Here is a 22929-nt window from a genome sequence, read left to right as displayed (position 1 = left end):
CTTCCAACCCTACCTTAGAATTTCAGACCAGCTTCGCGAGCAGATTCTGCTAGCGCCGCTACTCGACCGTGGTATTGGAAACCAGAACGATCAAATGCAACTGCAGTTACGCCCTTCTCAAGAGCGCGCTCAGCAATAGCTTTACCCACTGCTTTAGCTGCATCAACGTTACCAGTGTATTTCACTTGCTCACGGATCGCTTTTTCTACAGTAGAAGCTGCTGCGATAACCTCAGAGCCGTTAGCCGCGATAACCTGTGCGTACACGTGACGAGGAGTACGGTGTACAACTAGGCGAGTCGCACCCAGTTCTGCAATCTTACGACGTGCACGTGTAGCACGACGGATGCGAGATGCTTTCTTATCCATAGTGTTACCTTACTTCTTCTTAGCTTCTTTAGTACGCACATTTTCATCTGCGTAACGAACACCTTTGCCTTTGTATGGCTCAGGCTCACGGTAAGAACGAATGTCAGCCGCAACTTGACCAACTAGTTGCTTGTCAGCACCAGTGATCACGATTTCAGTTTGGCTTGGACATTCAGCTTTAATACCCGCTGGCAACTCGTGCTCAACTGGGTGTGAGAAGCCTAGTGTTAGACCTACAGCGTTGCCTTTGATAGCAGCACGGTAACCTACACCTTTAAGAGTTAGCTTCTTAGTAAAGCCTTCAGTAACACCAACAACCATGTTGTTAACTAGAGCGCGAGCAGTACCTGCTTGAGCCCATGCGTTAGCAACACCTTCTTTAGGACCGAAAGTCAGGTTATTTTCTTCCTGAGCGATTACAACTGCATCGTTAAGAACGCGAGTTAGTTCGCCTTTCGCACCTTTTACAGTGATTTCTTGGCCGTTTAGTTTCACCTCTACGCCAGCTGGAATAGCGACAGGTGCTTTTGCAACACGAGACATAGTCTACTCCTTATTAAGCTACGTAAGCGATGATTTCACCACCAAGACCTGCTTTACGTGCAGCGCGGTCTGACATAAGACCCTTGGAAGTTGAAACGATAGCAATACCAAGACCACCCATTACAGAAGGAAGTTCATCTTTCTTCTTGTAAACACGTAGACCTGGACGAGAAACACGTTTAAGTTGCTCGATTACTGGTTTAGCTTGGAAGTACTTAAGTGTAACTTCTAGCTCAGGTTTTGCTTCGCCTTCAACAGCGAAGTCAACGATGTAACCTTCAGCTTTTAGTAGTGCAGCAATTGCAACTTTAAGCTTTGAAGAAGGCATTTTTACAGCAACTTTGTTTGCTGCCTGACCGTTACGAACGCGGGTCAGCATATCCGAAATCGGATCTTGCATGCTCATATGATTTACTCCAAATGATTAAGTGGCAATTACCAGCTAGCCTTACGAAGACCCGGAATCTCGCCTTTCATGCAAGCTTCACGAACCTTAATACGGCTTAGACCGAACTTACGTAGGTAACCGTGTGGACGACCAGTTTGGTTGCAACGGTTGCGCTGACGTGATGCACTTGAATCACGTGGAAGAGATTGCAGTGTAAGAACCGCGTTCCAACGATCTTCTTCAGATGCGTTTACATCGCTGATGATAGCTTTTAGCGCTGCACGCTTTTCAGCGAACTTAGCTACTAGCTGTGCACGTTTAGCTTCACGTGCTTTCATTGATTGTTTAGCCATAACAGTAACCCTTCACCTTACTTACGGAATGGGAAGTTAAAGGCAGCCAGCAGAGCACGGCCTTCCTCATCAGTACCAGCAGACGTCGTAATAGTGATGTCTAAACCGCGTACACGATCAACTTTATCAAAGTCGATTTCCGGGAAGATGATTTGCTCGCGAACGCCCATGCTGTAGTTACCGCGACCGTCAAAAGACTTAGCGCTAACACCACGGAAGTCACGTACACGTGGAAGAGCGATGTTAATTAAACGCTCAAGAAAATCCCACATACGTTCGCCACGCAAGGTTACTTTACAACCGATAGGGTAGCCTTCACGGATTTTGAAACCTGCAACAGATTTGCGCGCTTTTGTGATAAGTGGCTTTTGACCAGAGATCGTTGCCATATCAGACGCTGCATTTTCTAGCAGTTTCTTATCGTTGATTGCTTCACCAACACCCATGTTTAGGGTGATTTTCTCGATTCTAGGGACTTGCATGACGCTTGTGTAACCGAACTGTTTGGTCAGTTCAGCGACTACAGACGACTTGTAGTAATCATGCAGTTTCGCCATAGTAGAACTCCAAATTACTTCTATTAGTTAGAAACGGTTTCGCCGTTAGACTTGAAGAAACGAACTTTTTTGCCGTCTTCAAAACGGAAACCGATACGGTCAGCTTTACCAGTAGCTGCGTTGAAAATCGCCACGTTAGAAACGTCGATTGCTGCTTCTTGCTCTACGATACCGCCTTGGATACCCATAGCTGGAACAGGTTTCTGATGCTTCTTAACTAGGTTGATACCTTCAACGATAACTTTACCAGTTGCTAGAACCTTAGTTACTTTACCTTTCTTGCCTTTGTCTTTACCAGCAAGAACGATTACTTCGTCATTACGACGGATTTTAGCTGCCATTTCTACGTGCTCCTTACAGAACTTCTGGAGCCAGTGAAACGATCTTCATGAACTTATCGCCACGAAGTTCGCGTGTCACAGGACCAAAGATACGTGTACCGATTGGTTGCTCAGTATTGTCGTTTAGCAATACGCAAGCATTTCGGTCGAAGCGAATGACAGAACCGTCAGGACGACGTACGCCTTTACGGGTGCGCACTACCACCGCCTTCAGAACATCACCTTTTTTAACTTTACCGCGAGGGATTGCTTCCTTCACAGTAACTTTGATGACGTCACCGATATGTGCATAACGGCGGTGAGAGCCACCCAGAACCTTAATACACATTACGCTGCGTGCGCCTGAGTTATCAGCTGCGTCCAGCATACTTTGCATTTGGATCATGTTAGTGCTCCGCTAAATATTAATAACTAGACCCATCACGGGTCGGGCTGCCTCTTTAAAAGGGACGCGAATTGTACCACCCTTTTTTGTGATTGGGTAGTCAAAAAATAAACGGCTCCAAAAATATTTTGGAGCCGCTTTAGTTTCATAGAATTAACGAGATTAAATCTTCGCCTTTTCTAGAACTTTTACCAAAGTCCAAGACTTAGTCTTAGACAGTGGACGACACTCTGCGATTTCAACTGTGTCGCCTAGGCCACACTCGTTGTTCTCGTCATGTGCGTGTACTTTAGTCGTACGTTTTACGTATTTACCGTAGATTGGGTGTTTTACGAAACGTTCGATAGCAACAGTGATAGACTTGTCCATCTTATCGCTAACAACACGACCTTGTTGAGTACGTTTTACTTCGCTCATTATGCGCCTGCCTTCTCAGTCAAAACAGTTTTCACACGTGCGATATCACGGCGTACAGCTTTCAGAGTATGAGTTTGCTGTAGTTGACCAGTCGCAGCTTGCATGCGCAAGTTGAACTGTTCACGTAGCAAATTCATTAGCTCAGCGTTAAGCTCTTCAACGCTTTTCTCGCGTAGATCTTGTGCTTTCATCACATCACCTGCTTAGTTACAAATGTAGTTTTGAAAGGCAGTTTACGTGCCGCAAGACGGAACGCTTCACGTGCCAATTCTTCAGGTACACCACCCATTTCGTACATAACCTTACCAGGTTGGATTTGGGCTACCCAGTACTCAACGTTACCTTTACCCTTACCTTGACGAACTTCAAGTGGTTTTTCTGTGATTGGTTTGTCTGGGAACACACGGATCCAGATTTTACCTTGACGCTTAACGTGACGTGTCATTGCACGACGTGCCGCTTCGATTTGACGAGCAGTTAGACGACCACGGCCAACAGCTTTAAGACCGAATTCGCCGAAGCTTACATCAGTACCTTTAGCTAGACCACGGTTACGACCAGTCTGAACCTTACGGAACTTAGTACGTTTAGGTTGTAGCATCTGTCGACTCCTTACTTACGGCCTTTACGCTGCTTCTTAGGCTTGTCGCCTTTAGGCTCTACAGCGTTAGCTGCTGGCATACCACCTAGGATTTCACCTTTGAAGATCCAAGTTTTAATGCCGATCACACCGTATTGAGTGTGAGCCGAAGAAGTTGCGTAATCAATGTCAGCACGTAGAGTGTGTAGAGGCACACGGCCTTCACGGTACCACTCTGAACGTGCGATTTCAGCGCCGCCTAGACGACCGCTTACTTCCACTTTGATACCTTTAGCGCCTAGGCGCATAGCGTTTTGTACTGCGCGCTTCATAGCACGACGGAACATAACACGACGCTCTAGCTGAGACGCGATGCTGTCACCAACAAGTTGCGCATCTAGTTCAGGCTTACGTACTTCAGCGATGTTAATTTGCGCTGGTACACCTGCAATTTTAGCTACAGCTGCGCGTAGCTTCTCAACGTCTTCACCTTTCTTACCGATAACAACGCCTGGACGAGCAGTGTGAATAGTCACACGGATGCTCTTAGCAGGACGCTCGATAACGATACGTGATAGAGACGCTTTTTTCAGTTCACTTGTAAGGAACTGACGTACCTTGAAGTCGCCGTCTAGGTTGTCAGCGAAATCTTTGGTGTTAGCAAACCATGTAGCATTCCAAGGCTTAACGATGCCTAGACGAATACCATTTGGATGTACTTTTTGACCCATTGCTTACTCTCCTAGTCTCTAGCGATCTGCTACAACAACAGTGATGTGGCTTGAACGCTTCAAGATACGATCCGCACGACCTTTAGCACGAGGCATAATACGCTTCATGGTTGGGCCTTCATCTACAAAGATTTTTGCGACATTCAGATCGTCAATATCTGCACCTTCGTTGTGCTCCGCGTTAGCGATAGCAGACTCTAGAACTTTCTTAACTAGTGCAGCAGCTTTTTTGTTGCTGAACGTTAGGATTTCTAGAGCTTGGTCAACAGATTTACCACGGATTAGATCCGCAACTAAGCGAGCTTTCTGAGGCGAAATGCGAGCAAAGTTATGTTTAGCAATTGCTTCCATTATTTACTCCTTAGCGCTTCTTAGCTTTCTTATCCGCAGCGTGACCGCGGTAAGTACGTGTTGGTGCGAATTCACCCAGTTTGTGACCGATCATTTCATCAGTTACAAATACTGGTACGTGCTGACGACCATTATGGACAGCGATGGTCAAACCGATCATCGTAGGGATGATCATTGAACGACGGGACCAAGTCTTAATAGGCTTTTTGTCTCCGCTTTCCACCGCTTTCTCTACCTTCTTCAGCAAGTGTAGGTCAATAAAAGGACCTTTCTTGAGAGAACGTGGCATGGCGATTCCTCTTTATATAGATTACTTGTTACGACGACGTACGATGTACTTGTCAGTGCGTTTGTTCTTACGAGTCTTGAAGCCTTTAGTAGGCATACCCCAAGGAGATACTGGGTGACGACCACCAGAAGTACGGCCTTCACCACCACCGTGTGGGTGGTCAATCGGGTTCATTACAACACCACGAACCGTTGGACGGATACCGCGATGACGTGATGCACCTGCTTTACCAAGTTCACGTAGCATGTGCTCAGAGTTACCAACTTCACCGATTGTTGCACGGCCTTCAGAAAGAACTTTGCGCATCTCGCCAGAACGTAGACGGATAGTTACGTACGCACCGTCGCGAGCAACGATTTGAGCGTAAGCACCAGCCGAACGAGCTAGCTGACCACCTTTACCAGGCTTAAGTTCAACGTTATGTACTGTTGAACCTACTGGGATATTACGCATTGGTAGAGTGTTACCAGCTTTGATTGGTGCATCAACACCAGACTGAATAACATCACCAGCTACAACACCTTTAGGTGCTAGGATGTAGCGACGCTCACCGTCTTTGTAAAGAACTAGAGCAATGTTTGCGCTACGGTTTGGATCGTATTCAAGACGCTCAACTGTCGCTGGAATACCATCTTTAGTACGTTTGAAGTCAACTACACGGTAGTGGTGCTTGTGACCACCGCCGATGTGACGTACTGTGATACGACCCTTGTTGTTACGACCACCGTTCTTAGAGTTTTTCTCTAGAAGAGGTGCGTATGGCTTGCCCTTGTGTAGGTCAGCGTTAACAACTTTAACAACGTGACGACGACCAGGGGAAGTCGGCTTACATTTAACAATAGCCATTTTTAACTACTCCTGTTATTCCGCGCCGCCAACGAAGTCAAGATCTTGACCTTCTTTCAAAGTAACGTACGCTTTCTTAACGTCGCTGCGGCGACCTTGGCGTAGACCTTGACGTTTGGTCTTACCCTTAGTGATAAGAGTATTTACAGACTTAACTTCAACTTCAAATAGCTTTTCTACAGCTGCTTTGATCTCTTTTTTAGTCGCATCTTTAGCTACTTTGAAAACGATAGTGTTCGCTTTCTCAGCTGCCATAGTTGCTTTTTCAGAGATGTGCGGTGCACGTAGAACTTTTAGGATACGCTCTTCAGTGATCATGCTAGCATTTCCTCTACTTGCTTAACTGCTTCTGCAGTCATTACAACTTTGTCAAACGCGATTAGAGATACTGGATCGATACCAGCAACATCACGTGCGTCAACTTTGTATAGGTTACGAGCAGCTAGGAATAGATTCTCATCTACTTCGCTAGTCACGATTAGAGCGTCAGTTAGCTCAAGCTCTTTAAGCTTAGCAACTAGCTCTTTAGTCTTTGGTGCTTCAACTGAGAAGTTATCAACAACGATTAGACGCTCTTGACGAACAAGCTCAGAAAGAATGCTCTTCATAGCACCACGGTACATTTTTTTGTTTACTTTTTGGCTGTGATCTTGTGGTTTCGCAGCAAAAGTAACACCACCTGTACGCCAGATTGGGCTACGGATTGTACCAGCACGCGCACGGCCAGTACCTTTTTGACGCCATGGCTTAGCGCCACCGCCAGAAACTTCTGAACGTGTTTTTTGAGCACGAGTACCTTGACGAGCACCTGCTGCGTACGCAACAACTACTTGGTGTACAAGAGCTTCGTTAAACTCACGTCCGAAAGTAGTTTCGGAAACAGTTAGTGCATCGGCACCTTTAACCATTAGTTCCATTACTTACTCCTGAGACGTTATGCTTTAACAGCTGGTTTAACGATCACGTTGCCGCCAGTTGCGCCTGGGACTGCACCTTTAATAAGAAGCAGGTTGCGCTCAGCGTCAACACGTACGATCTCTAGGTTTTGAGTCGTTACACGCTCAGCACCCATGTGACCTGCCATTTTCTTGCCTTTAAATACGCGACCTGGAGTCTGACATTGACCGATAGAACCAGGAGCACGGTGAGACAATGAGTTACCGTGAGTCATATCTTGAGTACGGAAGTTCCAACGCTTAACAGCGCCTTGGAAACCTTTACCCTTAGATGTACCAGTAACGTCTACTTTCTTAGTTTCGTTGAATAGTTCAACAGTTAGTTCTGAACCAACTTCGAACTCTTCGCCGTTTTCTAAACGGAATTCCCAAAGACCGCGACCAGCTTCAACGCCAGCTTTAGCAAAGTGACCTGCTTCAGCTTTGTTTACGCGGTTAGCTTTCTTAGAACCAGCTGTAACCTGGATTGCTGCGTAGCCGTCAGTTTCAAGAGTTTTCACTTGAGAAACACGGTTAGCTTCAACCTCAACAACAGTTACTGGGATAGAAACGCCTTCTTCAGTAAATACGCGGGTCATGCCCACTTTACGACCGATTAGACCAATCATACTTCTAATCTCCCTTAACCTAGGCTAATTTGAACGTCAACGCCCGCAGCAAGGTCTAGACGCATTAGAGCATCAACAGTCTTGTCTGTTGGCTCAACGATGTCGATTAGACGCTTGTGAGTACGGATTTCGTACTGGTCACGTGCTTTCTTGTTAACGTGTGGAGAGATAAGAACTGTGAAACGCTCTTTACGAGTTGGCAGTGGGATTGGACCACGAACCTGTGCGCCAGTGCGCTTAGCTGTTTCAACGATTTCCGCTGTAGAAGCATCGATTAGTTTGTAATCGAAAGCTTTTAGGCGGATACGGATACGTTGGTTCTGCATGAGACAGAGCTCCAAATTTAATAAATTACACAAACAATATCGCCACTCAAACTCGTCAAGACGAGAGAATGCCGATTGATTTATGTGAAACCGTAGCATCCAAGATTAGGACGCATTGTCAGTTAATTTTCGATTAACTATCCCTATATGCCAAAGTCACCTTTGAGGATAGTTTTTCCGAAGAAAAGATAGCTAATTGTATTAACCGCGAACATAAGCTGAGTATACATTACCTCACAAATCCTTAGATTTGCTCGCTCCTCACTGCTCATTGGTTCACAACTGGCTTAACCAGTGCGCTGCATTATACAGATCACACTTTAGGTTGCAAGCGCTGAGTGAAAAATAATCGGGAATATTCCAAACCCCATACATTCCTCTTCGCTTGGTAGCCATTAAACAAAAAGGACGCCGAAGCGTCCTTTTCTAAACTGTAATCGTAATAGCGGCTGCTATTATTTCTTACCGCTTGATAGTGCACCGAAACGCTTGTTGAAGCGATCAACACGGCCGCCTGTATCAACGATACGTTGCTTACCAGTGTAGAATGGGTGACACTTGTCACATACGTCTAGGTGGATAGACTCTTTACCTAGAGTAGAGTTGAACTCAAAAGAGTTGCCGCAAGAACAAGTCGCTTTTACTGCTTTGTATTCTGGGTGGATACCAGCTTTCATGGGATAACCTCAATAGTAGGCCGTGTCGCTATACGAATCTAAGCCGCACACCACACGCAATTAATAATAAAATGGGATACCGCATCAACTAATTGCCGAAGCCATATCTCAAGGCGCGATATAGTAAAGAATCACATTGCTCGGATCAACATATTTGGCAACTTTTTCGCCACTTTTTTAGCCAGACTAATCATAGAGGCACGATTCACGCTGAATCACATAGCTTTACTCGAATTTCCATACCGATTTTAATAGACTCTCATTTCCTTTCCCTCTTTTTAATAGCTAAGAATTTATGCGTCCAACCATTGCTAGAGTGGCATTACCCGTTCCGCTCGACAAACAATTTGATTACGCCATTCCGGGGCACCTGTTTCCGATCATTGGTGGACGCGTTTCCGTACCTTTTGGACGCCAAACCTTAGTCGGCATCGTCACCGCAATGGTGAACCACTCCGACTTTCCTAAAGAGCAGCTTAAGCCAATCAAAGCGGTATTAGACTCCCAACCGATATGGCCAGAGACGCTTTATTCTCTGCTAAATTGGTGCAGCCAGTTCTATCAGTACCCTCTAGGTGACACTCTACACAATGCAATGCCTGCCGCGCTGAGGAAAGGCAAACCGGCCGACTTTGCAACGCTACAAGAATGGCAACTGACAGAAGCAGGAAGAAATAAGCTCATGCAAGGGCTTGGGCGTGCCGTAAAACAACAGCGTGCACTCCAAATGATGGTCAACGGCCCAATCTCGCATCAAGAACTCTTGGATCAAGAAGTAAACTCGACCATCTTAAAAAATCTCGAAGAAAAAGGTTGGGTCGAGCGTATCGAGAAAAAGCCGGTTATTACGAAATGGAGTCAAAATGTAGAGTGCACGGTAGAGAAACCAAAGCTTAACCATGAACAAGCACTCGCTATTGCCAGCGTAAATAGCCAAACAGGCTTTGCTTGCTATTTATTAGAGGGGGTAACTGGCTCTGGTAAAACAGAAGTTTACTTAAACCTTATCAAGCCCGTCCTAGAGCAAGGGAAACAGGCATTAGTTTTAGTACCTGAGATCGGTCTAACGCCCCAAACCATCAACCGCTTTAAACATCGATTTAATGTCCCGGTAGATGTGATTCATTCCGGTTTGAATGAAACAGAGCGTTTGAACGCCTGGTTATCGGCTCGCGATAAAGCCGCGGGGATCATCATTGGTACGCGCTCAGCCCTACTGACACCTTTTGCTGATTTGGGGATTATTATCGTTGATGAAGAGCATGACTCCTCTTATAAGCAACAAGACAGCTTGCGTTACCACGCTCGTGATGTTGCTGTCATGCGCGCCCATAAAGAGCAAGTGCCGATTGTCCTTGGCTCAGCGACGCCAGCGTTAGAAACCCTACATAATGCACTGTCTGGTAAATATCACCATTTAACACTCACCCAACGAGCTGGCTCTGCCGTGCCAACCACCAATAAAGTGTTAGATGTAAAAGGTCAGTATTTAGAAAGTGGCTTATCCGCCCAACTGATTGCCGAAATGCGCAAACACTTAAAAATGGGCAATCAGGTTATGTTGTTTCTTAACCGCCGAGGTTTCTCGCCCGCTTTGATGTGCCATGAATGTGGTTGGATTGCAGAATGTAAACGCTGTGATGCGTACTATACGTTCCACCATTACAGCAACGAAATACGCTGCCATCACTGTGGTTCACAACAACCTGTCATTCATCAGTGTCAGGGGTGTGGTTCAACTCAACTGGTTACCGTCGGCGTAGGAACGGAACAGCTCGAACAACAATTGGCTCAGTTGTTTCCAGAATACAAAGCCATTCGCATCGACAGAGATAGCACACGTCGCAAAGGTAGCTTGGAAGATGCCCTTGAGTCGATTCGTAAAGGTGAATACCAAATACTGATAGGCACTCAAATGCTGGCTAAGGGGCACCACTTTCCAAATGTAACGCTCGTAGCTCTTTTGGATGTTGATGGCTCTTTGTATAGTAGTGACTTTCGCGCTTCGGAGCGATTAGCTCAGCTGTTTATTCAGGTCGCAGGTCGTGCTGGCCGAGCAAGTAAACCTGGCGAAGTGATCCTGCAAACTCACCATCCTGAGCACAGCTTGCTGCAAGCCCTACTTCAAAAAGACTATCGTCACTTTGCTATGACAGCTCTGGAAGAACGCAAACTGGCTCAGCTTCCGCCTTATAGTTTCTTGACTCTGTTTAAAGCAGAAGCAAACCAAAGTGAGGTAGTTGAAGACTTCCTGCGTCAGGTTCGCTTTACGTTAGAATCACACCCTCTGTTCGATGATTCCTGCATGGTGTTAGGCCCCACTCCTTCACCTCTGGCCAAGCGGGCTGGTAAATACCGCTGGCAGCTGTTACTTCAAACCCAGCATCGTTCATTGATGCAAAAGTTATTAACCAGTGCCAAACCTGCTATTGAGTTGTTGCCAAATGCCAAGAAAGTTCGCTGGAATTTAGACATAGAACCACAAGATCTCAGCTAGCAAACGTTTAACTATGTAATGAATTACCATTTAATGTGACGAGCATCACGACGGGATTGCAATTTTTGTTAAACAGACCGTAACTTTCACTTTAGAAATGAATAGACTATCCAAATTAGAAAAGTCTAAAGTGACTTGTTCGCACAGGCTTAGATTAAAACAATGACTATTCCCACAAATTGATGTCGCAGTGAAGAATCCATTTTTCCACTTGTTAACACGAACTGAGCGAAGAGCAAACGCTGCTCTAACTCAGCGTGATTACTATGATTTCAAACCGGAATAACGTCACCTTGGCAAAAAAATAAACGAGAGGTTAAAAACTATGGCGACAATGAAGGATGTTGCCCAGCTTGCGGGAGTGTCTACGGCTACGGTATCTCGAGCATTAATGAACCCAGAAAAAGTATCTTCTTCAACGAGAAAAAGAGTAGAAGATGCCGTACTTGAAGCGGGTTATTCTCCAAACTCATTAGCGCGTAACTTACGTAGAAACGAATCAAAAACCATTGTTACTATCGTTCCCGACATCTGTGATCCTTATTTTTCTGAAATTATTCGCGGTATTGAAGATGCTGCCATGGAACATGGCTATCTAGTCCTGCTGGGCGATAGCGGACAACAGAAGAAACGCGAAAGTTCTTTCGTTAACCTCGTATTTACTAAGCAGGCGGATGGAATGCTACTGCTTGGCACAGATCTACCGTTCGATGTCAGTAAGCCAGAACAAAAGAACTTACCTCCGATGGTGATGGCGTGTGAATTTGCGCCAGAGTTAGAACTTCCAACAGTACACATTGATAACCTGACCTCAGCATTTGAAGCGGTGAATTACCTAACCCAGCTAGGTCATAAACGCATCGCGCAAATCTCGGGTCCAGATACGGCAATATTGTGTCAGTTCCGCCAGCAAGGTTATCAACAAGCCTTGCGCCGTGCAGGCATCAATAAAGACCCTCAATATAGTGTCATTACTGAGTTCTCTTTTGATGGCGGAGCAAAAGCCGTTCGTAAACTGCTCGAATTACCTGAGCCACCAACAGCTATTTTCTGTCACTGTGACACAATGGCCATCGGCGCAATTCAAGAAGCGAAAAAGCTTGGCTTACGAGTACCGCAAGATCTCTCCGTTGTGGGCTTTGATGACATTAACTTCGCTCAGTACTGCGATCCACCGTTGACCACCATCTCTCAGCCTCGCTATGAGATTGGTCGACAAGCGATGCTAATGATGCTTGAGATGTTAAAAGGACACGACGTGCATTCAGGCTCGCGCCTACTTGAAACTAACCTCGTCATTCGCGGAAGTGCAGCGCCACCACAACGCCCTTAACCTAAAAATTAAGTATCCATACCCAAAGCGGTGCTAAGGCGCCGCTTTTTATTTACCCCATCTGCTTTTTGTTTATCCCGCACAAATATAAGCGCGAACGGAAACACACTCCGACGTTGTCGCGCTTTAGCTATCAAGATTCTATCAATAGGGTGTTTTCTCAACTCGTTCTGGATTAACATATTTGCAAGAATCCTTGATGACCAGAAATAACCGTGGCAAATAGAGATTATGTAAGACGGGGGCGAGGTGCCCCAAAAAAGTCGACAAAAAAACAGCCGCCGAGAAGAAAAAAGCCTTGGCGTAGTGGCCTGCTCGCTGTCTTGCTCGTGGGTGGTTTTGGCTATGGTCTTTACCTTTTGAGTAGCGACCCAGAACCTAAACAACCAGTCGTGAAGCAGCCAACAACCACTGTAAGCAAACCAAAGCCGAAAAAAGACTTGCCACCACCACCAGAAGAAAAATGGGAATATGTTGAGTCACTACCGAAACGTGAAGTTGAAGTTGTGGCCAAAGAAATTGAAGTTTCTAAAATTCCTTACATCATGCAATGTGGTGCTTACAAAACCCAGGCGCAAGCAGAAGAGCGTAAGCTTGCAATCGCGTTCCAAGGGATGTCGAGCAAGATTCGTAAGAAAGAAGGCAGCTCATGGTATCGCGTGGTGCTAGGTCCGTATAAGTTCAAACGTGATGCAGAACGTGACCGTCATAAACTGCAACGCGCGAAAATCGAGCCATGTGCGATTTGGAAAGAAAATCTTTAAACTCAGGCCCTAGGAGCTAAGATCCTAGGGCCTTTCTTTTTGCCCCCTTGAATCCCTATTTCCCCTCCCCCATATACTGAATTAAATCCAAAGAGAAATAATCAAGAGGTCGACTGTGACTACCATTGTATCTGTACGTCGAAATAATAAAGTCGTCATCGCGGGTGATGGCCAAGTATCTCTAGGCAATACCGTAATGAAAGGTAATGCGCGCAAAGTTCGCCGCCTATATAACAACCAAGTACTAGCGGGCTTTGCTGGCGGCACTGCAGATGCCTTCACCCTTTTTGAGCGCTTCGAAAGCAAGCTGCAAATGCACCAAGGTCACCTAACTAAAGCGGCAGTTGAGCTAGCCAAAGACTGGCGTAGCGATCGTGCTCTGCGCAAGCTCGAAGCCTTGCTTGCCGTTGCCGACGAAACCGCATCGTTAATCATTACCGGTAATGGTGATGTCGTACAGCCAGAACACGACCTGATTGCGATTGGCTCTGGTGGTGCTTACGCACAAGCTGCCGCAACCGCCCTACTAGAAAACACAGATCTAGATGCTCGTGAGATCGCGGAAAAAGCCCTCAACATCGCGGGTGATATTTGTGTCTTCACTAACCATCACCACACGGTAGAAGAGCTAGACTCAACAATAGAGCCTGAAAAACCAACCGCGTAATCGTAACGAAGTAAGGAAAGAATATGTCTGAAATGACGCCTCGCGAAATCGTTCATGAATTGAACCGCCACATTATCGGTCAAGAAAAAGCCAAGCGTTCGGTTGCGATTGCACTTCGTAACCGCTGGCGCCGTATGCAGCTTGAAGAAAGCTTGCGCGCCGAAGTGACGCCAAAAAACATTTTGATGATTGGTCCTACTGGTGTTGGTAAGACTGAAATCGCACGCCGCCTCGCAAAACTGGCAAATGCCCCTTTCATCAAAGTTGAAGCGACAAAATTCACCGAAGTGGGTTACGTTGGTAAAGAAGTTGAAACCATCATCCGTGACCTAACAGATGTCGCGGTAAAAATGACGCATCAACAAGCGATGGAAAAAGTAAAATTCCGCGCTGAAGAGCAAGCGGAAGAACGCATTCTTGATGCGCTACTGCCACCAGCACGTGATAGCTGGGGTCAAGCAGAGCAAACGGAAGAGTCTTCTCACACTCGCCAGATCTTCCGTAAGAAACTGCGTGAAGGCCAACTAGACGATAAAGAAATTGAAATCGACGTAGCCGCACCACAAATGGGCGTAGAGATCATGGCGCCCCCAGGTATGGAAGAGATGACTAACCAGCTGCAAGGCATGTTCCAAAACCTGGCAGGCGACACTAAGAAAAAACGTAAGCTGAAAATCAAAGACGCAATGAAAGCGTTAGCGGAAGAAGAAGCGGCAAAACTGGTTAACCAAGAAGAGCTAAAAGAAGCGGCGATTTTCAACGTTGAAAACAACGGCATCGTATTTATCGATGAGATCGACAAGATCTGTAAACGCGGCGAGAGCTCAGGCCCAGACGTTTCACGCGAAGGTGTTCAGCGCGACCTACTTCCATTGATTGAAGGCAGCACGGTATCAACCAAGCACGGCATGGTAAAAACAGACCACATTCTGTTTGTTGCATCTGGTGCATTCCAAGTGGCAAAACCATCTGACTTGATCCCAGAATTGCAAGGTCGTCTACCAATTCGTGTTGAGCTAGAGGCACTAAGCAGCAACGACTTCAAACGCATTCTGACAGAGCCAAAAGCCTCTCTAACAGAGCAGTACGTGGCGTTGATGAAAACGGAAGATGTGGACATCGAGTTCACAGAAGATGGCATCACGCAAATCGCGGAAGCGGCATGGACGGTCAACGAAAGCACAGAAAACATCGGTGCTCGTCGCTTACACACCGTTATGGAACGCTTAATGGATGAAATCTCTTACGATGCGGCGGAGCAATCTGGCGCGAAGTTTGTTATCGATGCCGCTTATGTGAAAGAGCGCCTAGGTGACACGATTGAAGATGAAGATCTAAGCCGCTTTATTCTTTAATCGCAATCTATCCCACCAAAGCCCAGAACCTTGTTTCTGGGCTTTTTTGTTTAGAATGACGGTCACTTAAACAACATCTAAATCAAAAGATCTGGTCATTCTAGCGAGCTCAAGCGAGACTAAGAATCTAGTAGCAGCACACCCTATTCTTTCCAGCTCACCTTAACCACCGCACAATCGGACGATTGATTCTGAATCACACTCGTTCCTCGTTGTTCAGAATGGCGGTTACTTTGACAACAGCTAAATCAAAAGATCTCGTCATTCTAGCGAGCTCAAGCGAGACTAAGAATCTAATAGCAGCGTTCTCCGTACCCTCCACTTTCCAAAAAGAGGGCTATTTTATCGCCTCAAATATCGAAACTGCTTTCCTTCTACTTCACCCTTTGACTTCTAGTTGAGTTGTTTTAGGTCAATAGCGTATCTGCCTCTTTGTGCTTATACTGGGCACATTGGTTACTAGCACGAAATTTCCATGAAACAATCTCTACAGATCTGGCTTGAAGCCGCTCGCCCAAAAACACTACCTCTGGCGTTAGTCTCTATCTTAACGGGTAGCGTGCTCGCCTACTCGGCGGGTCATTTTTCACTGACAATTGCCATCATGGCTTTCGTAACCGCGACGTTGCTGCAAATTCTGTCCAACCTGGCAAACGACTACGGCGATGCCGTTCAAGGTACAGATAACGACAAACGCCTTGGCCCATTACGAGCGATGCAGTCTGGCGCGGTAAGTGCGAAACAGATGAAACAGGCGATTATCTTTAACATCGTTCTGACCGCCATTTCTGGCTTAGTGTTAGTTTTCTATTCACTAAGCTCACTGGAAAGCATTGTGACGTTTATCGGGCTGGGAATTTTAGCCATCCTCGCGGCAATTGCTTACACCATGGGTAGCAAACCATACGGTTACGTGGGGCTTGGCGATATTTCGGTTTTCTTGTTTTTTGGTTTACTCGGCGTATCCGGTACCTATTTCTTGCATACTGGTCACGTAGATACCACGCTATTCTTACCTGCTCTAGGCTGCGGTTTACTCGCCGTTGCAGTACTCAACATCAACAATATGCGTGATATCGAGAACGACCGAGAGTGTGGTAAACGCACGGTCGCAGTGCGTTTGGGTCAACGCAAAGCCAAGCAGTACCACTTTGTTTTACTTGGCGGCGCTATTCTTGCCTTTGCGGCTTACTTGTTAATTCAAGACAAACCCGTTTGGATTAGCTTGCCATTTTTACTTAGTATTTATTTCGTGGCCGATCATGGTAAAGCGGTTTGGCATACACAAAAGCCCGCTCAGATAGCACCAATGATGCCAGTCATCGTGAAATGCTCTTTAGTCACCAACGTTTTGTTTGCAACAATTGTGGTAGCTCAAACTCTAGTAAGTTAAAAAAGGATTGTCATTGCATTGACTTAATGCCTAGATATACTCAAAGACAACCAATTTCTGTTTAGAAAGGTACGCTATGGAATACAATACCTCAGCACTCTGTGATATCTACCTCGAGCAGGTAGATGTGGTTGAACCAATGTTCAGTAATTTTGGCGGTCGCGCTTCATTTGCCGGGCAAATCACCACCATCAAGTGTTTTGAAGATAATTCGTTGATCCGCGAGACATTAGAGCAAGATGGACTTGGTCGCGTTTTGTTAATTGACGGTGGCGGTTCCCTACGTAAAGCCCTTATCGATGCAGAAATCGCAACTATTGCGGAAGAAAACGAGTGGGAAGGCATTGTCGTTTACGGCTGTGTTCGTGAAGTAGATGAACTTGAAGATATGAACTTAGGCATTCAAGCCCTCGCCTCTATTCCTGTTGGAGCGACCAGCCAGGGTATTGGCGAATTGGATGTACCAGTCAACTTTGGCGGCGTCAGCTTCTTACCTGAAGATTATATTTATGCTGATAGCACTGGGATCATCCTGTCGCCTGAGCCATTGAATATTGATTTAGAGTTGGATGAAGAAGAATAACGAGTCTTAGGTACCTAAGTTATAGGACCTTCTCTTGGCTATAAGAATCGAGCTTGTCCCAACGATTTTCAACTTGCCCAAAACACAAACACCCGCTTAACGCGGGTGTTTTTAATTTGGAATGAAGAAGCCGGATTATTCCACTTCGTCCATTTTGCCAAGTAGTGCACGAATGCGCTCTTGCCATTGCGCATGCTCTTGCTGTGCTTGTTGTGCTTTTTGCTCTAGCTCTTCACGTTGAGAGCGAAGCTCGTTCGCTTCTTCCGCAAGTTTTGCTTTATCTTCTTTCAGCTCTTCGACTTCCATCTGAAGAAGAGTGATTGTGTCAACTGCAGTTTGAATTTTAGATTCTAGTTGTTCTAGTACTTCAAAAGACATCTTGGCCTACCTATGTTATTCCGTTGGGACGATGTGCGAGATTGATGCACACCTAACCTATATAAGGTTCATTCTACTCAGCGTCGCGATGAGAAACACTCACTATATTCGATATTTCGCATCATTCGGTCAAAAAATCGGCGCAATCTCACTAAACGCTGACTTTTCTTATCGCCGAAGCATTTTTGAGCAAGGATTTTGCCTCCCGCCACGCTGAAAATCGTCCTAAGTATTGATCAAATTCAAGTTAGATAAAGTAAAAGCTCCGCAAAAAGGCAAACGTTTACCCTACGTTGTGATAGAATCGCCGCGCAAATTCTTCTTCCCTCTTGCTTACTTGGAGACATCATGAAACGCGATTTAGCAATGGCATTTTCCCGTGTGACTGAAGGTGCAGCTTTGGCTGGTTACAAATGGCTTGGCCGTGGCGATAAAAATGCAGCCGATGGCGCAGCTGTTGAAGTTATGCGCACCCTACTGAACAAAACAGATATCAGTGGTGAAATTGTCATTGGTGAAGGTGAAATCGATGATGCGCCAATGCTATACATTGGTGAGCAAGTGGGTATTGGTGGTGATGAAGTAGATATTGCAGTCGACCCGATTGAAGGGACTCGCATGACGGCAATGGGGCAATCTAACGCACTAGCCGTACTTGCCGCAGGTGAGAAAGGCAGCTTTCTTAAAGCGCCAGATATGTACATGGAAAAACTGGTTGTTGGCCCTGGTGCAAAAGGCGTGATTGACTTAGAAAAGCCGTTAAAAGAGAACCTAGAGAACGTAGCAAAAGCCCTGAACAAACCACTTGATACCTTAGTCGTTATTACCCTTGCGAAACCTCGCCACGATGACGTTATTGCAGAAATGCAAGCAATGGGCGTACGTGTCTTTGCGGTGCCTGATGGTGACGTGGCTGCCTCTATTCTGACTTGTATGCCAGACAGTGAAGTGGACATGATGTACTGTATTGGCGGCGCGCCAGAAGGGGTCGTCTCAGCCGCGGTGATTCGAGCGCTAGACGGTGACATGCACGGTCGTCTACTTCCGCGTCACGAAGTAAAAGGCGATACTGAAGAAAACCGCATTTACGGCGCAGACGAACTAAAACGCTGCGATGAAATGGGCGTAAAAGCGAATGTTATCCTCAAAATGGAAGACATGGCACGCAGCGACAACGTCGTATTCTCAGCAACAGGCATCACTAAAGGTGACTTACTAGAAGGCATCTCTCGCCAAGGCAATATCGCAACCACAGAAACGCTGCTCGTACGCGGTCGATGCCGAACTATTCGTCGCATTAAGTCGACTCACTACCTAGATCGTAAAGATCCAGAAGTGCGTGATATTATTCTTTAAGCATTGTGTGAGGCTCTCGCTCAATCTGAGTGTGAGCCTTTCTTTCCGCACAACCGAACGATAGATTCTGAAGCACACTCGTTTCTCGCTGTTCAGAGTGGCGATATATATTGGTTCGCATGAACATAGACCCAACAGATCCCCACTCAAACTAAGTCAACACTTTTCTTTACTAACCCTATCGCGCATAATATGTACTGACGTATAAATGGTGGGTATATGAAGACTGTAGATAGGATATTGCAAATCGTTAAGCGTGATGGTTCCGTCACTGCAAAACAACTCTCTTCTGAGCTGGGTATGACAACTATGGGGGCACGTCAGCACCTTCAGAGTTTAGAAGATGATGGCATCCTGTCTATTCATGACGTCAAAGTCAAAGTGGGTCGCCCCGCTCGCCACTGGTCTCTCACTCAAAAAGGTCATGAGCAATTTGCTGACCGTCACGGTGAGTTGACCATTCAGTTTATAGAGGCTGTCGAACACATTTTTGGCAAAGATGGACTGGACAAAGTCACATCGGAAAGAGAAAAACTCACGTTACAAAGTTATCGTCAGCACCTTGAGCAATGCAACTCTCTGCAAAGCAAACTAGAAACTCTTGTGACACTCAGAGAACAAGAAGGCTATATGGCCGAGCTTGAGCAAGATGAGAACGGATTTATCTTGATCGAAAATCACTGCCCGATTTGTAAAGCCGCAACTCGCTGCCCAAGCTTGTGCCAATCAGAATTAAGTGTCTTTCAGTCTTTACTTGGACGTGACACCAAAGTAGAGCGCACCGAACACATCATTAGCGGCCAAAGACGCTGCGTTTACCGCATCCAACAACTGCAGTAACCATCACAACCCAACATCGACATGTCGCACTTATTCAATCTCAAGCTTGAAAGCTTCTCTTATAAGTGAGACGGCTGAAGAATTCATCCTCTCACCTCTTTCTAGTGGTATAGGCTTTTAGTAACTAAAGGCAATTTCCATAAGGATTTGGAGAGCATCGATGTCTACTCTACGTCACTACCCTTCTCAAACGCTTCCGCCATTCGATGAAATGGTTCGAATGGCTGAGCGAGATCCAGAAGCTTTTGAGCAATTTCGTCATGAAATGGCGAAAGAGATGATCGAAAGCGCATCAGAAAACATGCAAGAAAGACTGTGGGCTCAGCAAAGCCACATCGATAGGATCATCAGCAAGTGTAAAAACCCTCACCACACCAATGTGGTATTGATGAACGAATTACAAAAACAGGTCGTGAAGTTCAGAGCGGCGCTACAAGGGGAAACGGCACCGACTCAAAAAGCGGATGTGGTTAGCTTAGAGGCATTTAAAGGTAGGGATGATTTTTACTGATACTCAGCAAACAGATCGAGAAAGTTAGGATTCGTTTCTCTTACCAACTCTAACTTCCATTTACGCTTCCACTGCTTGAGCTGCTTCTCTCGGGTTATGGCAGTTGCCATATCTTCGAATAACTCAAAGTAAACGAGCTTATGAACGTTGTATTTCTTGGTAAATCCCTCAACTACTCCGTTTTTATGCTGTCATATTCTTTGAGGCAGCTGACTGGTAACACCAATGTAAAGAACGGCGTTGTTGTTTGACGTTAGGATATAAACGCAAGGTGTCCTATCGATGATTCATTCTCCTTCATGATTCGCTGTTACTTTTCCATTGTAATTCGCAAGCTCAGGCAGTTTATTTCAAACTCGGAGCACTCTGCGCGTAGATTCTGAATCACGCTCGTCCCTCGCTGTTCAGAATGACGGTGACTTTAATAAGCTCGCTCTAGGTCAAAAGCGTTCGTCATTCTAGCGAGACTAAGAATCTACTTTCAGCGAGCACGTTACTTAAAGCGATTACTCCGGCTCAGGGCCATATTGGTTTGGTCCTGATGTTCCTTTTAATAAGCCACATTCAATTAGAATCCATAAACCACAAATCAGAGAAATGGAAGCAACGAACATTTGCGGTGTCGACGGCTCTTGTGCAACAGGGCTGGTCATTGGCGTAGCGATTCGTCCGATAATCAACGGAATATTCAGTGCTAGCCAATAGATTGATTTGTTGCGGTCATGCCAACGCTTGGTGGTGATCGCCAAATCAGGGATTAACAAAATCACCAAGAAAATAGGGAGAAGTAAATAGGAGAAAGTAGGAAATAGCTTACTGATTCCAGCACCAAAACCTAGAATAGAGACATAGTAAATGACGTTCCAAATCCAGTAGGTTTTACGGTTTATACGTCCTTGAAAAGAAAACAGTAACTCTTTAGTCGACATCAAATTTTACCCCAAAATAGAAAGGTTATAGATTAGCCGAGTCGATATGGTTTGGAAAGTACACCTGCAGTGTAAGCGCCAACAACGCCGTTCTAACAAGCAGAGAGACTAAGCTCAAGCAACGATAAACACTCGATAAGGCCTATTAGCTTTCAGTTCCCTTGCATCTCGCGATGCTTAACCCTACTCGTTATTCTCAAGAAACTCTGTTCAACCTAATTCACTACTTTCTGGAAGCTGTCTACGTCCATGTCTCGGATATTGACCGTTAAGCTGTGCACGTGACTGGCTTGCTCTTGAAGTGTCGCCATCAAGGCTCGTGACAGTTCTCTCTTCTGCTCTTGGGAACGGCCAGATAGCAAATCAAAGTTGATATGGATAAAGTCGAGGCTATCGCCCTCTTCCCCAATTAACCAATTGTGGCACCTGAGCGTTCTAGATTTCACTGACGCGAGTTCAAAAAGGCCACTCTCTAACGCCGTTTTATGTAAGTCCTCCAGCAACCCCTGAACATTGACACGTTCTTCAACCGAGTTTGAATACTCTAAAACGAGATTTGGCATTTTGATTCCTTTCTACAACAATTAATTCCAGCGCGTAGTAATACCAATCTCAGCAGCAATTTCCGAGGAATGAACTATCATTCTGTCTACGTGATCACCAATCGATTGCTTTTGACAAAAATAACAGGATCGATGCTTGGTCGAATCAGTAAAGAAAGCCGGACAAGACATGACGCCAATCATGATCTGTTCACATTATTCTGTTATATTCCTACGTAGATTTTTTACATTAATTGACTATTTACATTAAAGATAAGGGAGATATTCCTATGCGTCGTCCTGTAGTGATGGGTAACTGGAAACTAAACGGCAGCAAAGCAATGGTAACTGAGCTGCTAACTGGTCTTAACGCAGAACTTGAAGGCGTTGAAGGTGTTGACGTAGCAGTCGCTCCACCAGCACTTTACATCGACCTAGCAGAGCGAGTAATCGCTGAAGGCGGTAACAAGATCATCCTAGGTGCTCAAAACACTGACCTAAACAACAGCGGTGCGTTCACTGGCGATATGTCTCCAGAAATGCTGAAAGATTTCGGTGCTACTCACATCATCATCGGTCACTCAGAGCGTCGTGAATACCACAACGAATCTGACGAGTTCATCGCGAAGAAATTCAACTTCCTAAAAGAAAACGGCCTAACTCCTGTTTTCTGTATCGGTGAATCTGAAGCGCAAAACGAAGCTGGCGAAACTGAAGCTGTATGTGCACGTCAAATCAACGCAGTTATCGACAGTTACGGTGTTGAAGCTCTAAACGGCGCAATCATCGCTTACGAACCAATCTGGGCTATCGGTACTGGTAAAGCAGCAACCGCTGAAGATGCACAGCGCATCCACGCTTCTATCCGCGCACTTATCGCTGCGAAAGACGAAGCAGTTGCAGCACAAGTAATCATCCAATACGGCGGCTCTGTTAAGCCAGAAAACGCTGAAGCTTACTTCTCACAACCAGACATCGACGGCGCTCTAGTTGGCGGTGCTTCACTAGACGCGAAAAGCTTCGCAGCAATCGCAAAAGCAGCGGCTAAAGCAAAAGCTTAATCTC

33 protein-coding genes and 1 pseudogene are annotated in these 22929 nt (G+C 45.8%); 11 read left to right on the top strand and 23 right to left on the bottom strand.

The window, feature by feature from the left end; genetic code table 11:
- Positions 1–14: 14 nt before the first annotated feature.
- From rplR to rpmE, 19 genes are all read right to left on the bottom strand, one after another.
- Positions 15–368 carry a 50S ribosomal protein L18 gene (gene rplR, locus MSG33_RS16840; protein WP_005379568.1) on the bottom strand — a complete coding sequence of 118 codons (354 nt, stop codon included), beginning with the start codon at positions 366–368 and terminating at the stop codon, positions 15–17.
- Positions 369–377: 9 nt separating this feature from the next.
- Positions 378–911 carry a 50S ribosomal protein L6 gene (rplF, locus tag MSG33_RS16835; protein WP_005392377.1) on the bottom strand — a complete coding sequence of 178 codons (534 nt, stop codon included), beginning with the start codon at positions 909–911 and terminating at the stop codon, positions 378–380.
- Positions 912–924: 13 nt separating this feature from the next.
- Positions 925–1317, bottom strand: a complete 393-nt coding sequence (gene rpsH, locus MSG33_RS16830; protein WP_005379572.1) for a 30S ribosomal protein S8 — start codon at positions 1315–1317, stop codon at positions 925–927.
- 29 nt (positions 1318–1346) lie between these two features.
- A complete protein-coding gene (rpsN, locus tag MSG33_RS16825) occupies positions 1347–1652 on the bottom strand; it encodes a 30S ribosomal protein S14 (RefSeq protein WP_012841173.1) in 306 nt (101 codons plus the stop codon).
- Between the two features lie 17 nt (positions 1653–1669).
- Entirely contained in the window at positions 1670–2209 is a 540-nt protein-coding gene (rplE, locus tag MSG33_RS16820) for a 50S ribosomal protein L5 (protein ID WP_005379573.1), read from the bottom strand.
- Between the two features lie 23 nt (positions 2210–2232).
- A complete protein-coding gene (rplX, locus tag MSG33_RS16815) occupies positions 2233–2550 on the bottom strand; it encodes a 50S ribosomal protein L24 (RefSeq protein ID WP_005379574.1) in 318 nt (105 codons plus the stop codon).
- A gap of 13 nt (positions 2551–2563) precedes the next feature.
- The gene (gene rplN / locus MSG33_RS16810) at positions 2564–2935 is read right to left on the bottom strand and encodes a 50S ribosomal protein L14 (RefSeq protein WP_004410450.1); all 372 of its coding nucleotides are present in this window, start codon (positions 2933–2935) and stop codon (positions 2564–2566) included.
- A gap of 162 nt (positions 2936–3097) precedes the next feature.
- A complete protein-coding gene (gene rpsQ, locus MSG33_RS16805; protein ID WP_005379575.1) occupies positions 3098–3352 on the bottom strand; it encodes a 30S ribosomal protein S17 in 255 nt (84 codons plus the stop codon).
- Positions 3352–3543, bottom strand: coding sequence for a 50S ribosomal protein L29 (rpmC, locus tag MSG33_RS16800; protein ID WP_005379576.1), 192 nt, complete (start codon positions 3541–3543; stop codon positions 3352–3354). Before rpmC ends, rpsQ begins: the two co-directional genes overlap by 1 nt.
- Positions 3543–3953, bottom strand: coding sequence for a 50S ribosomal protein L16 (gene rplP, locus MSG33_RS16795; RefSeq protein WP_005379577.1), 411 nt, complete (start codon positions 3951–3953; stop codon positions 3543–3545). Before rplP ends, rpmC begins: the two co-directional genes overlap by 1 nt.
- An 11-nt stretch (positions 3954–3964) precedes the next feature.
- Positions 3965–4663 (bottom strand): 30S ribosomal protein S3, encoded by a 699-nt coding sequence (gene rpsC / locus MSG33_RS16790; protein ID WP_005383161.1) that lies wholly within the window; start codon positions 4661–4663, stop codon positions 3965–3967.
- 18 nt (positions 4664–4681) lie between these two features.
- On the bottom strand, positions 4682–5014 hold the full coding sequence (rplV, locus tag MSG33_RS16785; RefSeq protein ID WP_005383164.1) for a 50S ribosomal protein L22: 333 nt from the start codon (positions 5012–5014) through the stop codon (positions 4682–4684).
- Positions 5015–5024: 10 nt separating this feature from the next.
- The gene (gene rpsS, locus MSG33_RS16780; protein WP_004394525.1) at positions 5025–5303 is read right to left on the bottom strand and encodes a 30S ribosomal protein S19; all 279 of its coding nucleotides are present in this window, start codon (positions 5301–5303) and stop codon (positions 5025–5027) included.
- Between the two features lie 21 nt (positions 5304–5324).
- Positions 5325–6149, bottom strand: a complete 825-nt coding sequence (gene rplB, locus MSG33_RS16775) for a 50S ribosomal protein L2 (RefSeq protein WP_005383168.1) — start codon at positions 6147–6149, stop codon at positions 5325–5327.
- A 15-nt stretch (positions 6150–6164) separates the two neighbouring features.
- A complete protein-coding gene (gene rplW, locus MSG33_RS16770; RefSeq protein ID WP_004398471.1) occupies positions 6165–6467 on the bottom strand; it encodes a 50S ribosomal protein L23 in 303 nt (100 codons plus the stop codon).
- Positions 6464–7066 (bottom strand): 50S ribosomal protein L4, encoded by a 603-nt coding sequence (rplD, locus tag MSG33_RS16765; RefSeq protein WP_005379556.1) that lies wholly within the window; start codon positions 7064–7066, stop codon positions 6464–6466. The genes rplW and rplD overlap by 4 nt, the downstream gene beginning before the upstream one ends.
- Positions 7067–7083: 17 nt before the next feature.
- Positions 7084–7713, bottom strand: a complete 630-nt coding sequence (gene rplC, locus MSG33_RS16760; RefSeq protein WP_005379555.1) for a 50S ribosomal protein L3 — start codon at positions 7711–7713, stop codon at positions 7084–7086.
- 14 nt (positions 7714–7727) lie between these two features.
- Positions 7728–8039 carry a 30S ribosomal protein S10 gene (gene rpsJ, locus MSG33_RS16755; protein WP_004410492.1) on the bottom strand — a complete coding sequence of 104 codons (312 nt, stop codon included), beginning with the start codon at positions 8037–8039 and terminating at the stop codon, positions 7728–7730.
- A 455-nt stretch (positions 8040–8494) separates the two neighbouring features.
- Complete coding sequence (gene rpmE, locus MSG33_RS16750) at positions 8495–8716, bottom strand: 50S ribosomal protein L31 (protein WP_005379546.1); 222 nt, start codon at positions 8714–8716, stop codon at positions 8495–8497.
- A 295-nt stretch (positions 8717–9011) separates the two neighbouring features.
- Between rpmE and priA the strand changes: the two genes are divergently transcribed.
- The 7 genes from priA (at position 9012) to rraA (ending at position 17308) form a co-directional block, all read left to right on the top strand.
- Entirely contained in the window at positions 9012–11213 is a 2202-nt protein-coding gene (priA, locus tag MSG33_RS16745; protein WP_152812848.1) for a primosomal protein N', read from the top strand.
- Between the two features lie 304 nt (positions 11214–11517).
- The gene (gene cytR / locus MSG33_RS16740) at positions 11518–12546 is read left to right on the top strand and encodes a DNA-binding transcriptional regulator CytR (RefSeq protein WP_254901949.1); all 1029 of its coding nucleotides are present in this window, start codon (positions 11518–11520) and stop codon (positions 12544–12546) included.
- 215 nt (positions 12547–12761) lie between these two features.
- Positions 12762–13310 (top strand): cell division protein FtsN, encoded by a 549-nt coding sequence (gene ftsN / locus MSG33_RS16735; RefSeq protein ID WP_047009018.1) that lies wholly within the window; start codon positions 12762–12764, stop codon positions 13308–13310.
- Between the two features lie 115 nt (positions 13311–13425).
- Complete coding sequence (hslV, locus tag MSG33_RS16730; RefSeq protein ID WP_033905999.1) at positions 13426–13977, top strand: ATP-dependent protease subunit HslV; 552 nt, start codon at positions 13426–13428, stop codon at positions 13975–13977.
- A 23-nt stretch (positions 13978–14000) separates the two neighbouring features.
- Positions 14001–15332, top strand: coding sequence for an HslU--HslV peptidase ATPase subunit (gene hslU, locus MSG33_RS16725; protein WP_006742475.1), 1332 nt, complete (start codon positions 14001–14003; stop codon positions 15330–15332).
- A gap of 475 nt (positions 15333–15807) precedes the next feature.
- Positions 15808–16725 (top strand): 1,4-dihydroxy-2-naphthoate polyprenyltransferase, encoded by a 918-nt coding sequence (locus MSG33_RS16720; protein ID WP_005397953.1) that lies wholly within the window; start codon positions 15808–15810, stop codon positions 16723–16725.
- Positions 16726–16801: 76 nt separating this feature from the next.
- On the top strand, positions 16802–17308 hold the full coding sequence (gene rraA, locus MSG33_RS16715) for a ribonuclease E activity regulator RraA (protein ID WP_248381505.1): 507 nt from the start codon (positions 16802–16804) through the stop codon (positions 17306–17308).
- A gap of 135 nt (positions 17309–17443) precedes the next feature.
- Here rraA and zapB read toward each other — a convergent pair whose 3' ends face one another.
- A complete protein-coding gene (zapB, locus tag MSG33_RS16710; RefSeq protein ID WP_005379536.1) occupies positions 17444–17686 on the bottom strand; it encodes a cell division protein ZapB in 243 nt (80 codons plus the stop codon).
- 348 nt (positions 17687–18034) lie between these two features.
- Between zapB and glpX the strand changes: the two genes are divergently transcribed.
- The 3 genes from glpX to MSG33_RS16695 all read left to right on the top strand — a co-directional run bounded on the left by glpX (position 18035) and on the right by MSG33_RS16695 (position 20393).
- Positions 18035–19042 (top strand): class II fructose-bisphosphatase, encoded by a 1008-nt coding sequence (glpX, locus tag MSG33_RS16705; protein WP_140120013.1) that lies wholly within the window; start codon positions 18035–18037, stop codon positions 19040–19042.
- 219 nt (positions 19043–19261) lie between these two features.
- Positions 19262–19882 (top strand): metalloregulator ArsR/SmtB family transcription factor, encoded by a 621-nt coding sequence (locus MSG33_RS16700; protein ID WP_053809483.1) that lies wholly within the window; start codon positions 19262–19264, stop codon positions 19880–19882.
- Positions 19883–20042: 160 nt separating this feature from the next.
- Complete coding sequence (locus tag MSG33_RS16695; protein WP_150916181.1) at positions 20043–20393, top strand: DUF3135 domain-containing protein; 351 nt, start codon at positions 20043–20045, stop codon at positions 20391–20393.
- On the opposite strand, the pseudogene MSG33_RS16690 reads toward MSG33_RS16695, so the two are convergent.
- The 3 genes and pseudogenes from MSG33_RS16690 to MSG33_RS16680 form a co-directional block, all read right to left on the bottom strand.
- Positions 20387–20677: pseudogene (locus tag MSG33_RS16690) on the bottom strand (GIY-YIG nuclease family protein). The gene MSG33_RS16695 and the pseudogene MSG33_RS16690 sit on opposite strands and share 7 nt — an antisense overlap.
- 222 nt (positions 20678–20899) lie before the next feature.
- Positions 20900–21322: a DUF805 domain-containing protein gene (locus tag MSG33_RS16685; RefSeq protein WP_047009013.1), complete on the bottom strand. Its 423-nt coding sequence runs from the start codon at positions 21320–21322 to the stop codon at positions 20900–20902.
- Between the two features lie 215 nt (positions 21323–21537).
- The gene (locus tag MSG33_RS16680) at positions 21538–21885 is read right to left on the bottom strand and encodes a 5-carboxymethyl-2-hydroxymuconate Delta-isomerase (RefSeq protein WP_005397960.1); all 348 of its coding nucleotides are present in this window, start codon (positions 21883–21885) and stop codon (positions 21538–21540) included.
- Between the two features lie 269 nt (positions 21886–22154).
- On the opposite strand from MSG33_RS16680, the gene tpiA reads away from it, so the two are divergent.
- Positions 22155–22925, top strand: coding sequence for a triose-phosphate isomerase (tpiA, locus tag MSG33_RS16675; RefSeq protein WP_248381504.1), 771 nt, complete (start codon positions 22155–22157; stop codon positions 22923–22925).
- Positions 22926–22929 lie beyond the last annotated feature (4 nt).

The sequence above is a fragment of the Vibrio sp. 1CM7H genome, from assembly GCF_023161645.1.
Lineage (GTDB): Bacteria > Pseudomonadota > Gammaproteobacteria > Enterobacterales > Vibrionaceae > Vibrio > Vibrio diabolicus.
This window is presented reverse-complemented; position numbering and strand designations above follow the sequence as displayed.

Bases quoted from the DNA above. Each gene is read 5' to 3' on its own strand.
- rplR (WP_005379568.1), bottom strand. From the start codon at position 368: ATGGATAAGAAAGCATCTCGCATCCGTCGTGCTACACGTGCACGTCGT.
- rplF (WP_005392377.1), bottom strand. From the start codon at position 911: ATGTCTCGTGTTGCAAAAGCACCTGTCGCTATTCCAGCTGGCGTAGAG.
- rpsH (WP_005379572.1), bottom strand. From the start codon at position 1,317: ATGAGCATGCAAGATCCGATTTCGGATATGCTGACCCGCGTTCGTAAC.
- rpsN (WP_012841173.1), bottom strand. From the start codon at position 1,652: ATGGCTAAACAATCAATGAAAGCACGTGAAGCTAAACGTGCACAGCTA.
- rplE (WP_005379573.1), bottom strand. From the start codon at position 2,209: ATGGCGAAACTGCATGATTACTACAAGTCGTCTGTAGTCGCTGAACTG.
- rplX (WP_005379574.1), bottom strand. From the start codon at position 2,550: ATGGCAGCTAAAATCCGTCGTAATGACGAAGTAATCGTTCTTGCTGGT.
- rplN (WP_004410450.1), bottom strand. From the start codon at position 2,935: ATGATCCAAATGCAAAGTATGCTGGACGCAGCTGATAACTCAGGCGCA.
- rpsQ (WP_005379575.1), bottom strand. From the start codon at position 3,352: ATGAGCGAAGTAAAACGTACTCAACAAGGTCGTGTTGTTAGCGATAAG.
- rpmC (WP_005379576.1), bottom strand. From the start codon at position 3,543: ATGAAAGCACAAGATCTACGCGAGAAAAGCGTTGAAGAGCTTAACGCT.
- rplP (WP_005379577.1), bottom strand. From the start codon at position 3,953: ATGCTACAACCTAAACGTACTAAGTTCCGTAAGGTTCAGACTGGTCGT.
- rpsC (WP_005383161.1), bottom strand. From the start codon at position 4,663: ATGGGTCAAAAAGTACATCCAAATGGTATTCGTCTAGGCATCGTTAAG.
- rplV (WP_005383164.1), bottom strand. From the start codon at position 5,014: ATGGAAGCAATTGCTAAACATAACTTTGCTCGCATTTCGCCTCAGAAA.
- rpsS (WP_004394525.1), bottom strand. From the start codon at position 5,303: ATGCCACGTTCTCTCAAGAAAGGTCCTTTTATTGACCTACACTTGCTG.
- rplB (WP_005383168.1), bottom strand. From the start codon at position 6,149: ATGGCTATTGTTAAATGTAAGCCGACTTCCCCTGGTCGTCGTCACGTT.
- rplW (WP_004398471.1), bottom strand. From the start codon at position 6,467: ATGATCACTGAAGAGCGTATCCTAAAAGTTCTACGTGCACCGCACATC.
- rplD (WP_005379556.1), bottom strand. From the start codon at position 7,066: ATGGAACTAATGGTTAAAGGTGCCGATGCACTAACTGTTTCCGAAACT.
- rplC (WP_005379555.1), bottom strand. From the start codon at position 7,713: ATGATTGGTCTAATCGGTCGTAAAGTGGGCATGACCCGCGTATTTACT.
- rpsJ (WP_004410492.1), bottom strand. From the start codon at position 8,039: ATGCAGAACCAACGTATCCGTATCCGCCTAAAAGCTTTCGATTACAAA.
- rpmE (WP_005379546.1), bottom strand. From the start codon at position 8,716: ATGAAAGCTGGTATCCACCCAGAATACAAAGCAGTAAAAGCGACTTGT.
- priA (WP_152812848.1), top strand. From the start codon at position 9,012: ATGCGTCCAACCATTGCTAGAGTGGCATTACCCGTTCCGCTCGACAAA.
- hslU (WP_006742475.1), top strand. From the start codon at position 14,001: ATGTCTGAAATGACGCCTCGCGAAATCGTTCATGAATTGAACCGCCAC.
- MSG33_RS16720 (WP_005397953.1), top strand. From the start codon at position 15,808: ATGAAACAATCTCTACAGATCTGGCTTGAAGCCGCTCGCCCAAAAACA.
- rraA (WP_248381505.1), top strand. From the start codon at position 16,802: ATGGAATACAATACCTCAGCACTCTGTGATATCTACCTCGAGCAGGTA.
- zapB (WP_005379536.1), bottom strand. From the start codon at position 17,686: ATGTCTTTTGAAGTACTAGAACAACTAGAATCTAAAATTCAAACTGCA.
- glpX (WP_140120013.1), top strand. From the start codon at position 18,035: ATGAAACGCGATTTAGCAATGGCATTTTCCCGTGTGACTGAAGGTGCA.
- MSG33_RS16700 (WP_053809483.1), top strand. From the start codon at position 19,262: ATGAAGACTGTAGATAGGATATTGCAAATCGTTAAGCGTGATGGTTCC.
- MSG33_RS16695 (WP_150916181.1), top strand. From the start codon at position 20,043: ATGTCTACTCTACGTCACTACCCTTCTCAAACGCTTCCGCCATTCGAT.
- MSG33_RS16685 (WP_047009013.1), bottom strand. From the start codon at position 21,322: ATGTCGACTAAAGAGTTACTGTTTTCTTTTCAAGGACGTATAAACCGT.
- MSG33_RS16680 (WP_005397960.1), bottom strand. From the start codon at position 21,885: ATGCCAAATCTCGTTTTAGAGTATTCAAACTCGGTTGAAGAACGTGTC.
- tpiA (WP_248381504.1), top strand. From the start codon at position 22,155: ATGCGTCGTCCTGTAGTGATGGGTAACTGGAAACTAAACGGCAGCAAA.